Annotated in this window: 16 protein-coding genes; 6 read left to right on the forward strand and 10 right to left on the reverse strand. The window is 69.9% G+C overall.

Annotated elements, in window-relative coordinates:
- Positions 1-169: 169 nt before the first annotated feature.
- Together IG08_RS0111965 and IG08_RS0111970 are read right to left on the reverse strand one after the other, a co-directional pair.
- The gene (locus IG08_RS0111965) at positions 170-1,237 is read right to left on the reverse strand and encodes an aspartate-semialdehyde dehydrogenase (protein WP_030599907.1); all 1,068 of its coding nucleotides are present in this window, start codon (positions 1,235-1,237) and stop codon (positions 170-172) included.
- The gene (locus IG08_RS0111970; RefSeq protein ID WP_030599909.1) at positions 1,237-2,508 is read right to left on the reverse strand and encodes an aspartate kinase; all 1,272 of its coding nucleotides are present in this window, start codon (positions 2,506-2,508) and stop codon (positions 1,237-1,239) included. Before IG08_RS0111970 ends, IG08_RS0111965 begins: the two co-directional genes overlap by 1 nt.
- 200 nt (positions 2,509-2,708) lie before the next feature.
- On the opposite strand from IG08_RS0111970, the gene IG08_RS0111975 reads away from it, so the two are divergent.
- Together IG08_RS0111975 and IG08_RS0111980 are read left to right on the forward strand one after the other, a co-directional pair.
- The gene (locus tag IG08_RS0111975) at positions 2,709-3,395 is read left to right on the forward strand and encodes a response regulator transcription factor (RefSeq protein ID WP_030599911.1); all 687 of its coding nucleotides are present in this window, start codon (positions 2,709-2,711) and stop codon (positions 3,393-3,395) included.
- Positions 3,392-4,762, forward strand: a complete 1,371-nt coding sequence (locus IG08_RS0111980; protein ID WP_030599914.1) for a sensor histidine kinase — start codon at positions 3,392-3,394, stop codon at positions 4,760-4,762. The genes IG08_RS0111975 and IG08_RS0111980 overlap by 4 nt, the downstream gene beginning before the upstream one ends.
- Here the strand turns inward: IG08_RS0111980 and IG08_RS0111985 are convergent.
- The gene (locus tag IG08_RS0111985) at positions 4,728-5,228 is read right to left on the reverse strand and encodes an SgcJ/EcaC family oxidoreductase (RefSeq protein WP_030599916.1); all 501 of its coding nucleotides are present in this window, start codon (positions 5,226-5,228) and stop codon (positions 4,728-4,730) included. The two genes, IG08_RS0111980 and IG08_RS0111985, sit on opposite strands and share 35 nt — an antisense overlap.
- Before the next feature lie 160 nt (positions 5,229-5,388).
- Positions 5,389-5,580: a hypothetical protein gene (locus IG08_RS0111990; RefSeq protein WP_030599918.1), complete on the reverse strand. Its 192-nt coding sequence runs from the start codon at positions 5,578-5,580 to the stop codon at positions 5,389-5,391.
- Positions 5,581-5,715: 135 nt separating this feature from the next.
- On the opposite strand from IG08_RS0111990, the gene IG08_RS0111995 reads away from it, so the two are divergent.
- Positions 5,716-6,432 carry a sulfite exporter TauE/SafE family protein gene (locus IG08_RS0111995; protein WP_030599920.1) on the forward strand — a complete coding sequence of 239 codons (717 nt, stop codon included), beginning with the start codon at positions 5,716-5,718 and terminating at the stop codon, positions 6,430-6,432.
- Positions 6,433-6,545: 113 nt separating this feature from the next.
- Here the strand turns inward: IG08_RS0111995 and IG08_RS0112000 are convergent, their stop codons facing one another.
- Together IG08_RS0112000 and IG08_RS0112005 are read right to left on the reverse strand one after the other, a co-directional pair.
- Positions 6,546-6,800 carry a helix-turn-helix domain-containing protein gene (locus IG08_RS0112000; protein ID WP_078655557.1) on the reverse strand — a complete coding sequence of 85 codons (255 nt, stop codon included), beginning with the start codon at positions 6,798-6,800 and terminating at the stop codon, positions 6,546-6,548.
- Positions 6,797-7,213, reverse strand: coding sequence for an SsgA family sporulation/cell division regulator (locus tag IG08_RS0112005; protein WP_030599926.1), 417 nt, complete (start codon positions 7,211-7,213; stop codon positions 6,797-6,799). The genes IG08_RS0112000 and IG08_RS0112005 overlap by 4 nt, the downstream gene beginning before the upstream one ends.
- 197 nt (positions 7,214-7,410) lie before the next feature.
- Here IG08_RS0112005 and IG08_RS0112010 point away from each other — a divergent pair, with 197 nt between their 5' ends.
- Both IG08_RS0112010 and IG08_RS0112015 read left to right on the forward strand, forming a co-directional pair.
- Positions 7,411-7,788 carry a DoxX family protein gene (locus IG08_RS0112010; protein ID WP_030599928.1) on the forward strand — a complete coding sequence of 126 codons (378 nt, stop codon included), beginning with the start codon at positions 7,411-7,413 and terminating at the stop codon, positions 7,786-7,788.
- Positions 7,785-8,705, forward strand: coding sequence for an RNA polymerase sigma-70 factor (locus IG08_RS0112015; RefSeq protein WP_030599931.1), 921 nt, complete (start codon positions 7,785-7,787; stop codon positions 8,703-8,705). Before IG08_RS0112010 ends, IG08_RS0112015 begins: the two co-directional genes overlap by 4 nt.
- 274 nt (positions 8,706-8,979) lie before the next feature.
- Here the strand turns inward: IG08_RS0112015 and IG08_RS0112020 are convergent, their stop codons facing one another.
- The 3 genes from IG08_RS0112020 to IG08_RS0112030 form a co-directional block, all read right to left on the reverse strand.
- On the reverse strand, positions 8,980-9,642 hold the full coding sequence (locus tag IG08_RS0112020) for a DUF5063 domain-containing protein (protein WP_030599932.1): 663 nt from the start codon (positions 9,640-9,642) through the stop codon (positions 8,980-8,982).
- Positions 9,635-10,234, reverse strand: coding sequence for a recombination mediator RecR (gene recR, locus IG08_RS0112025; protein WP_030599935.1), 600 nt, complete (start codon positions 10,232-10,234; stop codon positions 9,635-9,637). The genes IG08_RS0112020 and recR overlap by 8 nt, the downstream gene beginning before the upstream one ends.
- Positions 10,235-10,329: 95 nt before the next feature.
- The gene (locus IG08_RS0112030; protein WP_078655558.1) at positions 10,330-10,674 is read right to left on the reverse strand and encodes a YbaB/EbfC family nucleoid-associated protein; all 345 of its coding nucleotides are present in this window, start codon (positions 10,672-10,674) and stop codon (positions 10,330-10,332) included.
- A 278-nt stretch (positions 10,675-10,952) separates the two neighbouring features.
- On the opposite strand from IG08_RS0112030, the gene IG08_RS0112035 reads away from it, so the two are divergent.
- On the forward strand, positions 10,953-11,705 hold the full coding sequence (locus tag IG08_RS0112035) for an SLATT domain-containing protein (RefSeq protein WP_030599940.1): 753 nt from the start codon (positions 10,953-10,955) through the stop codon (positions 11,703-11,705).
- A gap of 185 nt (positions 11,706-11,890) precedes the next feature.
- Here IG08_RS0112035 and IG08_RS0112040 read toward each other — a convergent pair whose 3' ends face one another.
- Positions 11,891-13,291, reverse strand: a complete 1,401-nt coding sequence (locus tag IG08_RS0112040) for a M28 family metallopeptidase (protein ID WP_030599942.1) — start codon at positions 13,289-13,291, stop codon at positions 11,891-11,893.
- Between the last annotated feature and the right edge of the window lie 56 nt (positions 13,292-13,347).

A 13,347-nucleotide genomic window follows, 5' to 3' on the forward strand; every position in this document is an offset into this window, starting at 1 on the left:
AAGACGCTCCCCGCCCTCCGCGCGGTTGCGGAGGGCGGGGAGCAAATCTTCGGATGCCTAGGCGGCTCGGAGCAAGTGGTACGGACCAGCGGCCGTACAGCACACGTTCTGCACAGATCCTACAAACGAAATCGGCCAGGGCCAGGAGTTTTCCCGAGTGACTCCCGCCTCACGCGAAGTCTGCCGCCACCAGTTCCGCGATCTGGGCGGTGTTGAGGGCGGCTCCCTTGCGCAAATTGTCTCCGCACACGAAGAGTTCGAGCGCGGTCGGGTCGTCGAGCGCCCGTCGTACCCGTCCGACCCAGGTCGGGTCGGTGCCCACCACGTCGGCGGGTGTGGGGAACTCCCCCGCCGCCGGGTCGTCGAAGAGGACGACCCCGGGGGCGGTGGCGAGGATCTCGCGCGCCTTGCCGACGGTGACCTCGCCCTCGAAGCGGGCGTGGACGGTGAGGGAGTGCGTGGTGACGACCGGCACGCGCACACAGGTGACGGCGACCGGCAGCTGCGGCAGTCCGAGGATCTTGCGGGACTCGTCCCGCACCTTCATCTCCTCCGAGGACCACCCGTCCTCGCGCAGCGAACCGGCCCACGGTACGACGTTCAGCGCGACCGGCTCCGGGAACGGCCCGGTGTTGTCGCCGACGGCCCGCCGTACGTCACCGGGGTTGGTCCCCAGCTCGGTGCCGGCGACCAGCTTCAGCTGCTGGCGCAGGGTCTCGACACCGGCGCGGCCGGCCCCGCTCACGGCCTGGTAGGAGGAGACGACCAGCTCGCGCAGCCCGAACTCGGCGTGCAGCGCGCCCAGGGCCACGATCATGGAGAGGGTCGTGCAGTTGGGGTTGGCGATGATGCCGCGCGGCCGGACGCGGGCCGCGTGCGGATTGACCTCGGGGACGACCAGGGGCACGTCCGGGTCCATCCGGAAGGCGCCCGAGTTGTCCACGACGACGGCACCTCTGGACGCTGCGACCGGCGCCCAGCGCTCGGCGACTTCGTCCGGTACGTCGAACATCGCGACGTCGACCCCGTCGAAGGCCTCCTCCGACAGGGCCACCACCTCGACCTGCTCACCGCGCACGGCCAGCTTGCGGCCGGCCGAGCGCGGTGAGGCGATCAGACGGATCTCGCCCCAGATGTCCGCGTGCTGGGACAGGATCTGGAGCATGACCGTGCCGACGGCTCCGGTCGCACCCACGACCGCGAGCGTCGGGCGTAGGGTCCGTCCGGTTCCGGCCATCAGCGGCCGGTGCCTCCGTAGACGACGGCCTCGTCGCTGTCGGAGTCGAGCCCGAAGGCGCTGTGGACGGCGCGGACGGCCTCGTTGACGTCGTCGGCGCGGGTGACGACCGAGATGCGGATCTCGGAGGTCGAGATCAGCTCGATGTTGACGCCCGCGTCGGACAGGGCGGTGAAGAAGTCGGCCGTGACGCCGGGGTTCGTCTTCATGCCCGCGCCCACGAGCGAGATCTTCCCGATCTGGTCGTCGTAGCGCAGCGACTCGAAGCCGATGCCGTGCTTGTTCTTCTCCAGGGCGTCGATGGCCTTGCGGCCCTCCGCCTTGGGGAGCGTGAAGGAGATGTCCGTCAGCCCGGTGGAGGCGGCGGACACGTTCTGCACGATCATGTCGATGTTGATCTCGGCGTCGGAGATCGTACGGAAGATCGCGGCGGCCTCGCCCGGCTTGTCCGGCACACCGACGACCGTGACCTTGGCCTCGGAGGTGTCGTGCGCGACACCGGAGATGATGGCCTGCTCCACCTTCTGGTCCCCAATCGGCTCACTGCTGACCCACGTGCCCTGCAGCCCACTGAAGGACGAGCGGACGTGGATCGGGATGTTGTAGCGACGGGCGTACTCCACACAGCGGTGGAGCAGCACCTTGGACCCGGAGGCCGCGAGTTCCAGCATGTCCTCGAAGGCGATCCAGTCGATCTTCTGCGCCTTCTTCACCACCCGCGGGTCGGCGGTGAACACGCCGTCGACGTCGGTGTAGATCTCGCAGACCTCGGCGTCCAGCGCGGCGGCGAGGGCGACGGCCGTGGTGTCACTGCCGCCGCGGCCGAGCGTGGTGATGTCCTTCTTGTCCTGGCTGACACCCTGGAACCCGGCGACGATGGCGATGTTGCCCTTGTCGAGGGACTCCCGGATGCGGCCCGGCGTGACGTCGATGATCCGGGCTTTGTTGTGGACCGAGTCGGTGATGACGCCTGCCTGGCTACCGGTGAACGACTGGGCTTCGTGCCCCAGCTTTTTGATCGCCATGGCCAGAAGTGCCATGGAGATTCGCTCTCCGGCGGTCAGCAGCATGTCGAACTCACGCCCAGCGGGCATCGGAGATACCTGCTCGGCGAGATCGATCAGCTCGTCCGTCGTGTCGCCCATCGCGGAAACGACGACGACCACCTGGTGGCCGTTCTTCTTCGCTTCCACGATCCGCTTGGCGACGCGCTTGATGCCCTCGGCATCGGCTACGGAGGAGCCTCCGTACTTCTGCACGACAAGGCCCACGTGCGCTCCTCGCTCAGTCCGTGTGTGTCGGCTCAGTTTAACGAGCGTCCGAATTTACCTTCCGAGGTATCGGATGGTGAGATGTCCGGCCCGCTCTGTCCCGGACAGCACATGCCCTCATCGCACGGTCGCCACTCGGAAAAGTGCCACGGGTCACAAACGGAATCCGTGAATTAAGTTTCAAGCACTAGTGTGCGGCTGTGCGCGTACTTCTTGTGGAAGACGATGAGCCGGTCGCTCAGTCGCTCAGGCGCGGCCTGATCCGCTACGGCTTCGAGGTCGAGTGGGTCGAGACGGGCGGGGCGGCGCTCAGCCATGAGGGCCCCTACGACGTCGTACTCCTCGATCTCGGTCTGCCCGACACCGACGGCCTCGACGTCTGCAAGGTGCTGCGCGAGCGCGGGGACGTGCCGATCATCGTGATCAGCGCGCGCAGCGACGAGACGGACCGGGTGGTCGGGCTCGAGCTCGGCGCGGACGACTATGTGTCGAAGCCGTTCGGCGTCCGCGAGGTCATCGCGCGGATACGGGCCGTGATGCGGCGCATGCAGCCGCGTGCCGCCAGTGCGGAGAGCGGGCCCGACCGGTACGGCGACCGCCTCACCATCGACCGCAAGGCGGCCCGTGTCCGTCTGGACGGCGAGGAAGTGGCCCTCGCGCCCAAGGAGTACGACCTGCTGGCCTTCCTCACCGAGGAGCCGGGGGCGCTGATGTCGCGCGAGCAGATCATGGAAGCGGTCTGGGACGCGAACTGGTTCGGGCCGACGAAGACGCTGGACGTGCATGTGGCGGCACTGCGGCGGAAGCTCGCGGGGGCGATCACCATCGAGGCGGTGCGGGGCGTCGGCTTCCGGCTGGAGATCGTCAAGGACGCCGAGCCCTCATGAACCGCCAGCTCATCCGCAGCTACATCCTGCTCGTCGCGGTGGCCATCCTGCTGTTCACCGTTCCGGTCGCCTTCACGCTCACCAAGCAGCTGCGGGACGACACCAAGCAGTCCGTCCAGCGCGAGGCCGCCACCATGGCGCTGCTCCTCGGCAACAGCGACCCCACCTCGTGCGACGCCCTGGTGGAGGTGGCCAAGGCATACGCCAGTGCGACACCCGGCACGGTCCAGGTCACCGCCACCGACAGCTGCACGCCGAAGCTGCCCCGGCCGGACGCGGACGCGGCCCTGACCCGGGCCACGGAGAACGACAAGGTCACGGCCGACTGGGGTTCCGACTTCATCTGGGGCAAGCACCTGGTGGTCACCGTCCCCGCACACCAGCCGGGGGACGGCCCGGTCGTCGGTGCCGTACGCATCGTGTACTCGACCTCGGGCATGACCAGCAGGCTCTGGGGCATCTGGGGCTTCCGCGCGGGGCTGGCCGTGCTCGTGCTGGCCGCGGCGGCCGCGATCGGCGCGATCGCCGCCCGCCGCATCACCGCCCCCCTCCGCGAACTCAACGGCATGGCAAGCAAGTTCAGCGACGGCGACCTGACCGCGCGTTCGCCGGTGACGGGTCCGCCCGAGACCCAGACGCTGGCCCGCACCCTCAACCAGGGCGCTGAACGCCTGGACACCCTCGTCGCCTCGCAGCGGATCTTCGTGGCGGACGCCTCGCACCAACTCCGCACCCCGCTCACGGCGTTGCGGCTGTCCCTGGACAACATCGCGGACGGCGTCGACGACGAGTTCGTACGGGAGGACGTCGAGCAGGCGACGGCCGAAGTGGTGCGAATGAGCCGACTGGTCAACGGACTTCTGGTGCTCGCGCGGGCCGAGGCCAAGGTGACGGCCGCGGAGCCGCTGTCCCTCAGGGACATCGTGGACGAGCGTCTGACGATGTGGAGGCCGGCCGCCGACGAGCGAGGAGTCACCGTCGCTCTTGGGGGGAGTATCGACGGCCGGCTGCTTGTGCTGGCCAGCCCCGGTCACCTGGACCAGGTGCTGGACAACGTGCTCTCGAACGCCCTGGAGGTCTCGCCAGACGGTGGCAGGATCACCTTGCGGGTCGAGTCACGGGCGGATGCGGTGGTGCTGTCGGTGCTGGACGAGGGACCCGGCATGTCGGATGCCGAGAAGCCCCGCGCCTTCGACCGCTTCTGGCGCGGCCAGGGCCTCACCGGGCGCTCCGGCTCCGGCCTGGGCCTCGCCGTCGTCAAACAGTTGGTGACCGACGACGGCGGGACCGTGACGCTGGCGGATGCTCCCGGGGGCGGGCTGCAGGTGGTGATCAGCCTTCGGGCATCGCAGAAGAGTGGTGGTTGACGATCTTCCACTCGCCGTCCCGCTTCTCGTACTCGTACGTGTAGCGGGCCGTGACGACGCTCTTCTCTCCGGTGTCGTGGTTGGTGAGCGCGAACTCGTAGACGCCGGTGTCGATCGCCGAGTTGTCGTCGAGGACGTTGACGATCGTCTGGACCTTCGTACCGACCGGCTTGTTCTCCAGGAAGTGGTCGAAGTAGTCGACGATCCCGGCGCGGTCGGTGCGGACCTTGTTGGAGACGGTGGGCAGGAGGACCGCGTCCTTCGCGTACAGGTCCGCGACCTTCTCCGAGTCACCGGTCTGCAGCGCGGCGTTCCAGGTGTCGAAGAGCGCCGCGATCTGCTTCTTGGAGGCCTTGGACTCGCCCTCCGACCCGGCCAGGCTGACGCCCGCGGTGACCGTGCCGACGGCGACGAGGGCGGTGGCGGTGACGAGGGCTGCGCGCTTGGTTATGGAACGACGGGTCATCGCTGTCTCCAGTGCGGTTAGAGGTGGGTCCTTCTCCCTCCGCATCCGGTGCGGTGTGGAGTGACTCCAGACTCTCTTTGCGCTGGTTAGGGCCCGTGCAGCGGAAGTACAGGGCCGAGACAGGACGCATCCAATTGACGTTCCGCTTACGGCTGCTCACTCACTGTGCGGCAACTCCCTGGCCACCGTTCCGCAGCAGGCTGACCCCGGCACCGAGCGAGACTACGCCCATTCCCACGGCGGTCATGATGCCCTGCGCGCCCTCGACGACGAACGGCGCGGCCGCGGCGACGACGAGGTTGAAGAGGAAGAGGAACCAGAGGACGGGCTTGGAGGAGAGGAGCTGCTTCATGGCGGTTTCCTTGGGGTGAGTGCCGTTGACCTTGTGCCTTCTACGATCCCGTCTCCCGGCGGGTGTCACGAGGGAGTGCTCTCCCGAACCCATGGTGTAGCGGGCTACACCATCGAAGGCGCAGGATGCCGATTCATGAACGACCTACTGCTGGCGGCGATCGTGCTGCTCGGATCGTCGGTGCAGTGGCTCACGGGGATGGGCTTCGCCCTGGTCGCCGTACCGGCGCTGGTGCTGCTGCTCGGACCGGCGCAGGGGGTCGTCCTCGCCAACTGCGCGGCCGGGGCGATCAGTGTCGTGGGGCTGATGGGCGGTTGGCGCCGGGTCCGGGTGGCCGCGATGGTGCCGCTGTGCGGGGCGGCGGCGTGCACGGTGCCGGCGGGGACGTGGCTGACCCGCCAACTCCCGGAGCCCGTCCTGCTGTTGGTCATGGGCGCGCTGGTGACAGCGGCCGTGCTGCTGGTCATGCGGGGTGCGCGGATACCCGCGTTGCGGGGCAGGCGGGGAGCGGTGGTCGCCGGCGCGGCGGGCGGGTTCATGAACTCGGCGGCAGGGGTCGGTGGGCCGCCGGTCTCGCTGTACGCGGTCAACGCGGGCTGGACGGTACGGGAGTTCGTGCCGAACGCGCAGTTCTACGGCGTCGTCGTCAACGCGTTCTCCGTCGCCTCGAACGGGGTGCCGTCGCTGAGCGCGCCGAAGTGGGCGTCGGTGGGCGCTGCGATGGTCGTGGGCGCACTGATCGGCCGGGGACTCGCGGGGCGGCTGCCGGAGGAACGGGCCCGGCTGCTGGTGCTGTTGCTGGCGTTGGGGGGTGGGGTCACGGCGGTGGGGAAGGGGGTCTGGGGGTTGTGATCAGTCCGCGAACTGCTTGAGGGGCTCGGTGTCCCACACCTGGCCCCTGCGCCGGTACGGCGAGCCGGCGTCGACCGCCCCCTGGGTCGACGCCGGCCTCCTCGTGGGCGTGGTCAGGGACGCCGCAGGCGTGCGGCGCGGGTCCCCGTGATGCGGGCGCCGAGCGTACGGGCGTAGGCGCGCATGGTCTCCAGGTCGTGGATCTCGCCTCCCTCGATCTGGGATATCCAGGTCGGGAAGAGGTCGGCGGCGTCGGCCGCCTGCCCCCGGGTCAGGCCCTGTTCCTCGCGGACCGCGCGCAGTCGGTGCCCCAGGGCGTACGCCTGCGGGGCCGACAACGCGCCGCCGCGAACGCCTCCGCGGATCACACCCGCCCCCCGAACAGCGCGACCAGTCCGTGGTCCAGCTCCGCGCCCACGGCCTCCTCGCCGGGGGCGATCACGGTGTACGTACGCGCCAGGAAACGGAGCAGATCGGCGGAGGCGAACCGGAGGCGGGCCATGCCCTGCGGCGCGTGGAACTCCACGTACGTGTGGGAGTCCCCGCACGGCCGCACCCGCACGCTGCCGATCCCGGCGGGCGCCCGCAGCCCCTCCCCCAGCAGCACCCGGGCGAACGTCCAGGTCGTGACCTCGCCGTCGAGCGTGACGTGCGGCGGGAAGTCGATGTGCACGGCCAGGGGGTCTTCGGAGGTGTACCGAAGGGTGGCGGGTATCGCGATCTCCTGGTCCGTGGCGGTGACCAGACGAGCGCCGGTTGGCTGCTCCAAGGTGACGTACATGCGGGGGCTCCGATTCGGGCGGGGGCGGCACGGGCCGGGTGTGGCCGTTGTGAAGTGAGAGCTCCTGGGGGGCGTGTGCATTACGCCATTCCCGAAGCCTTCTTGAGTGACCCGCGTCACACCGGCAGGGGATGTCACAGGCGTCGTCGCTGTCTCGTCCTACGGGGTGCAGGCAATCCTCGATCAAGGAGTGGACGATGGACCTCGCGCTGTGGATCGGTGCCGGACTGCTGGCCGCAGTGGCCCTGGCCGGCGGCGTCACAAAGACCTTCGTGCCGAAGGAGAGGCTGGCTGCGGCTCCTGGCGGGGGATGGACGGCAGACATCAGCGCCGGCTTCGTCAGGTCCCTCGGCATCCTCGAACTCCTGGCCGCGGTGGGCCTGATCCTGCCCGCCGCGCTCGACATCGCACCGGTGATGGTGCCGGTGACCGCCGTCTGCTGGGTCCTGCTGATGGCCGGCGCGATGATCACCCACGGCCGGCTCGGCGAATACAAGTTCGTGGCACTGAACCTGATCTATCTTGCGCTGGCGACATTCATCGCGTGGGGCCGCTTCGAGGGAGCCGGATCATGAGCAGAACCGATGAGTTCCAGGAACTGCGACCGCTGTTGTTCTCGATCGCCTACCGGATCCTGGGCAGCGTCAGCGAGGCCGAGGACGCGGTCCAGGAGACCTGGCTGCGTTACGAGGCCTCCCCGGCGGAGATCAGATCGGCCAAGGCCTTCCTCTCGGCCGCGGTGACCCGGATATCGATCGACGTGCTGCGCTCGGCCCGCGTCCGGCGGGAGGAGTACGTCGGTCCGTGGTTCCCCGAGCCGTTGCTCACCGACCCCTACGAGGATCCGGAGCGCTCGGCGGAGCTGGCCGACTCGGTGTCGATGGCGGCCCTGTTGTTGCTGGAGCGGCTGAGCCCGCTGGAGCGCGCGGTCTTCGTGCTGCGGGAGGTCTTCGACTTCGGCTTCCTCGAGGTCGCGTCGGCGGTGGGGCGCTCGGAGGCGGCGTGCCGGCAACTCGCGGTGCGGGCACGGCGTCACATGGCCGAAGGCCGCCCCCGTTTCGACGCGGACCGCAAGGAGCGGGAGGAACTGGCGTCTCGGTTCTTCGACGCCCTGCGCGAAGGGGACGTCCTCGGCCTGCAGGACCTCCTCGCCGCCGACGTGTCGATGGTCGGCGACGGCGGCGGCAAGGCCCCGCAGCTCGCCAGGGCCGTCGTCGGCGCCCAGAACGTGGCCCGGCTGCTCGCCTCCGTCTTCCCCCGGATGGCCCGGATCGACGTCACGTTCGAGCCCCACGAGCTCAACGGCCAGCCGGGCGCGATCTTCCGCGACCGGGACGGCAGGGTGCTCCACACCATGGCACTCGACGTCCTGGACGGCCGGATCCAGGCGATCCGTACGGTGATCAACCCCGACAAGCTCGGGCACGTGGGGCCGGTGGCGGACGCGTGGGCAGTCCACCGCGCATTCAGGCTCCGGACCGACCCGCGGTAACTCCGGAGAGGAAGGCCGTCCAGGCGGGGGCGGCGACATGCAGCCCGGGGCTACTTCCTGCCGGCGCCGGGTGAGGTACGGCAGCACAACTGGCCTTGGGCGTACGGCGGTTCGGCGTACGAGGGGCGCGCGCCCGTCCGACGGGAGTGCGGGCAGGGACAGGGGCCCTGCGGGGCTCGTCGGGACGTCACCCGGGACCTGCGCGCGGGGCGCAGCGCACTCGCCACGCCCCCGCTGTCAGGCCGCGCCTGCCGCTTCATCACCCGGAACGGAACTACTGCGTCGGCCGCAGCCCCAACGGCCCCGCGATCTCCTCCACCATCACCTTGCCGGCCTCGAACTCGAGGGTCTCGTCGCCCATGGCCGCCTGGTCGGTGTCGAGGCCGTCCAGTTCCTCCAGGGGCTGGTTCAGGCGGACGTGGGCCACTACGGACTGGAGGGCGCGCAGGGTCGCGGACGCCGTGGAGCCCCAGTTGGAGAAGTAGGAGAACTGCCACCACCACAGGGCCTCCGTGGTGCGGCCGGCGCGGTAGTGGGCCATGCCGTGGCGAAGGTCGGCCATGACGTCCGCCAGGTCGTCCGAGATACGGGCCGGCACCGGGGCCTTGCGGGGCTCGTACGGGTCGAAGACCTCGGAGTAGACGTCGATCGGGTCGAGGAGGACCGCGAGGCGCTCGCGGAGTTCGTCCACGTCCGGTTCCGGGCCCAGGTCGGGCTCGTAGCGCTCGTCGGGGACGATGTCCTCGTGGGCGCCCAGGCGGCCGCCGGCCAGGAGCAGCTGGGAGACCTCCAGGAGGAGGAAGGGGACCGCCGAGTCCGGCTCGTCGCCCTTCGCGACCTCCTGGACGGCCACCAGGAAGCTCTCGACCTGGTCCGCGATCTGGACCGCGAAGTCGTCGGGGTTCTGGGCAGTCGCGTGCAGTGTGGCGTCAGACATCTAGGAGTCGTCTCCCCTCGAAGGCGCGGCCGAGGGTGACCTCGTCCGCGTATTCCAGGTCGCCACCCACCGGGAGGCCGCTGGCCAGGCGGGTGACCTTGAGGCCCATGGGCTTGATCATGCGGGCGAGGTAGGTGGCGGTCGCCTCGCCTTCCAGGTTCGGGTCCGTGGCCAGGATCAGCTCCGTGACCGTCCCGTCGGCCAACCGCGCGAGAAGTTCTCGTATACGCAGGTCGTCCGGACCAACCCCCTCGATCGGGCTGATCGCGCCGCCCAGGACGTGGTACTTGCCCCGGAACTCACGCGTGCGCTCGATCGCGACGACGTCCTTCGGCTCCTCCACCACGCAGATGACGGTGAGGTCGCGGCGGGTGTCGCGGCAGATGTTGCACAGCTCCTCCTGCGCGACGTTGCCGCAGGTCGCGCAGAAGCGGACCTTCGCCTTGACCTCCATCAGGCACTGCGCGAGACGCCGTACGTCCGTCGGCTCCGCCTGCAGGATGTGGAAAGCGATCCGCTGCGCGCTCTTGGGACCGACGCCGGGCAGCCGCCCCAGTTCGTCGATGAGGTCCTGGACCACGCCTTCGTACAACGGACTGCCGTCCTTCCTGGGGTTCCTTGCAGTACGTACGGTAGTTGGCCGGGGCCGCTCTTAGAAAGGCGGACCGGGCCGGGGATCTCCGGAGATCAGAACGGCAGGCCGGGGATGCCGCTGCCGCCGCCGAGGCCCTGGGCGAGCGGGCCGAGCTTCTGCTGCTGGAGGGTCTGGGCGTTCTCGTTGGCCGCCTGGACCGCCGCGACGATCAGGTCCGCGAGGGTCTCGGTGTCCTCGGGGTCCACCGCCTTCGGGTCGATCTTGAGGGCGCGGAGCTCGCCGGAGCCGGTGACGGTGGCCTTCACCAGACCGCCGCCCGCCTGGCCGTCGACCTCGGTCCGGGCGAGTTCCTCCTGCGCGTTCGCCAGGTCCTGCTGCATCTTCTGGGCCTGCTGGAACAGCTGCTGCATATTGGGCTGGCCACCACCGGGGATCACGATCAGCTCCTGGTTCGTACGGCTGTCTGGACGAGGTTTTTTCCCGCCTGGCACGAGCCTACGTGGTCCGCGCGGGCCTCGCCCCGGCACTCTTTCGAGTGAGTCGGCCCTGTGTCCTATACCTGATCAAGGCCCTCTTGCGGGCGGAAAAGCGGTGAAACCCACGCCTTCGCCACCCATTGGGCGGTAGGAAGGATCCGGCACATCAGCATCAGGTGTCACGCAACGTGAGCAGTCGTGAGCAGCCGTGATCAGTCGTGATCAGTAGGGAGCGCCGGGTGGGTCAGCCTGAGATGCAGCCCGAGGGTCCTCCTCAGGACGGGCGGGGCGAGGGCGTGGCCGGGCTGCGGCCGGGCGATCTGACCGGGCGGGAGTTTCCGCTCGGGGACTGGGGCGAGCCCGCCCGGCGGCTGGACGAGCTGTACCGGTGGGTGGAGTGCGGGGCGCTGCAGACGGCGGCCTGGTATCTCGCGGACCGGGTGTGGAAGCGGCGGTCGGCGCGGGTACTGCGGGGCGGTGCGGCGGTGGGGGCGGTCGTCGGCGCTTCGCTGCCGCTCCTTGGCCTGACGGGCGTCGTGGGCGGTCCGGTCGCGCCCTGGGGGTATCTGGCGCTGCTGCTCGCGGTGGCGTGCGTGGCCGTGGACCGGTTCTTCGGTGTGACCTCCGGGTGGATAAGGGACGTGGCGACCGCGCAGGCCGTGCAGCGGCGGCTTCAGGTGCTGCAGTTCGACTGGGCCTCGGAGTGTGTGCGGGAGGTTCTGGGGCCTTCGGAGGGGACTGCGGGGGAGGCGGTCGAGCGGTGTCTGGGGGTGCTGCGGAGGTTTTCGGAGGACGTGACGGAGTTGGTGCGGGTGGAGACCGTGGACTGGATGGTGGAGTTCCGGAACGGGTCGGCGCCCATGGGGATTCAGGGGGTGGTGACTTCTGGGGGACGGCCGGATGCGGGAACCGGTCAGGGCCGCTTCCCGCTGCCCCCGGGGCCTGCGGCCCGCCCGAACATGCCTCGACAGCGGCCGCCGGAGCCGCGGTGAGCGGTTTTTCGCCCCCGCCGCCCCTACCCGTCCCTACCCCGTCCCTACCCGTCCCTACCCGTCCCGTCCCTGGGGGCTGCGCCCCCAGACCCCCGCTGTCGGCCTGAACGGCCTCGTCCTCAAACGCCGGACGGGCTGAAATGCCTGGTCTGCGCCTCGTCCTCGGACGCCCGACAGGCCGGGGCTCACGCCTGTGGGTCCGGGAAGGCCACCGGGCTTCGTAGGCCCGAGCCGTTGACCGCTCGTACCCCGAGGAACACGTTGTCCTTCGACAGGTCGACCTCGTGCGTCGTCGCATCGCCGACCGGGATGACATGGGTCCACTCCGGCGCCGTCGTCTCGCGCCATACGACCTCGTAGCCGGCCAGGTCCGGTTCCGTGCCCCGCGTCCAGACCAGCTCCGTGGCGTTGGTCAGGTTGGTGGTGATGATCTTCGCGCCCCGAGGGGTGCCGGGGGCCTGCGCCAGGGTCCACAGGGCCGCGCCGTTCACCTTGGCCACCCGGCCGACGTAGTCGAAGTCGCAGAACTCCGGCAGGTCGCCGTACTGCTTGCCGGTCTCGTCGACGCGTACGTCCTGGTGCTGGTGGGCGAAGTCCTCGGCGGGCTCGGTGAAGCGGGCGGCGGGGTAGCCGCGTTCGAGGAAGGGGATGTGGTCGCCGCCTCGCCGGTAGCGGTCCCGGCGGTAGATCACCCGGATGTTCATGTCCGTCGCGTCGTTGTCGGCCACGTCGCGCACGAAACGGGCCAGTTGGCGGGTCGCCGAGTCGTTCTCGCCGCCCACCGAGCGGCGGATCGCGGCCTGTTCGGCGGTTTCGGAGGAGGGGACCCCCTCCGCGAACAGGCGGATCGTGTACGGGTCCCGCGTGCCGTCGTCCGCCGTCGAGCTGCCCACGATGTCGTTCGTGAACATGCCCTGGACGTCCGACCCCGCCGCCTTCAACTGCTGGGCCAGGTACGCCGATCCGAACAGCCCCTGTTCCTCCCCCGCCACCGCCGCGAACACGATCGTCGACGCCGGGCGGCGCTTCGCCATCACCCGGGCCAGCTCCAGTACGACCGCCACGCCGGACGCGTCGTCGTCCGCGCCCGGTGCGTCGGAGGTCGCGTCCATGACGTCGGTGACCCGGGAGTCGTAGTGCCCCGAGACGACGTAGATCCGGTCCGGGGTGACCGAGCCGCGGAGGGTCGCCAGGACGTTCGTGATGCGGGTGGCCTCCGGGATGCGGGGGCCGGGTTCCTGGACGTACGACTGGAGTTCGGCCGTCATCCGGCCGCCGGAGGCCGCCGCGTACGAGCTCAGCTCGGCCAGCAGCCAGTCGCGGGCCGCGCCGATGCCGCGGGCCGGGTCGTCCTGGACCGAGAGGGTGTGACGGGTGCCGAAGGAGACGAGTTTGCGGACCATCGCCTCGATGCGGGCCGAGTCGATCTCGCGGAGGAGGGCGCGGAGTTCACGGGTGGGGGGCTGTGCGGTCGCGGGTGGGCGGCTGCCCGCCGGTGCCGCCTCGGCCGGGGTGGAGACCCCGAGTGCCGTCGCACCCGCCGCCGTCGCGGTCAGGACCGTTCTCCTGCTGGGACTGGGACGCATGTGTCCTCCCGGTGCTGGGGATGCCGACCGACCCTGCAATGGTCGTGTACACCTCA

It is taken from the genome of Streptomyces fulvoviolaceus (genome assembly GCF_000718165.1).
Lineage (GTDB): Bacteria > Actinomycetota > Actinomycetes > Streptomycetales > Streptomycetaceae > Streptomyces > Streptomyces fulvoviolaceus.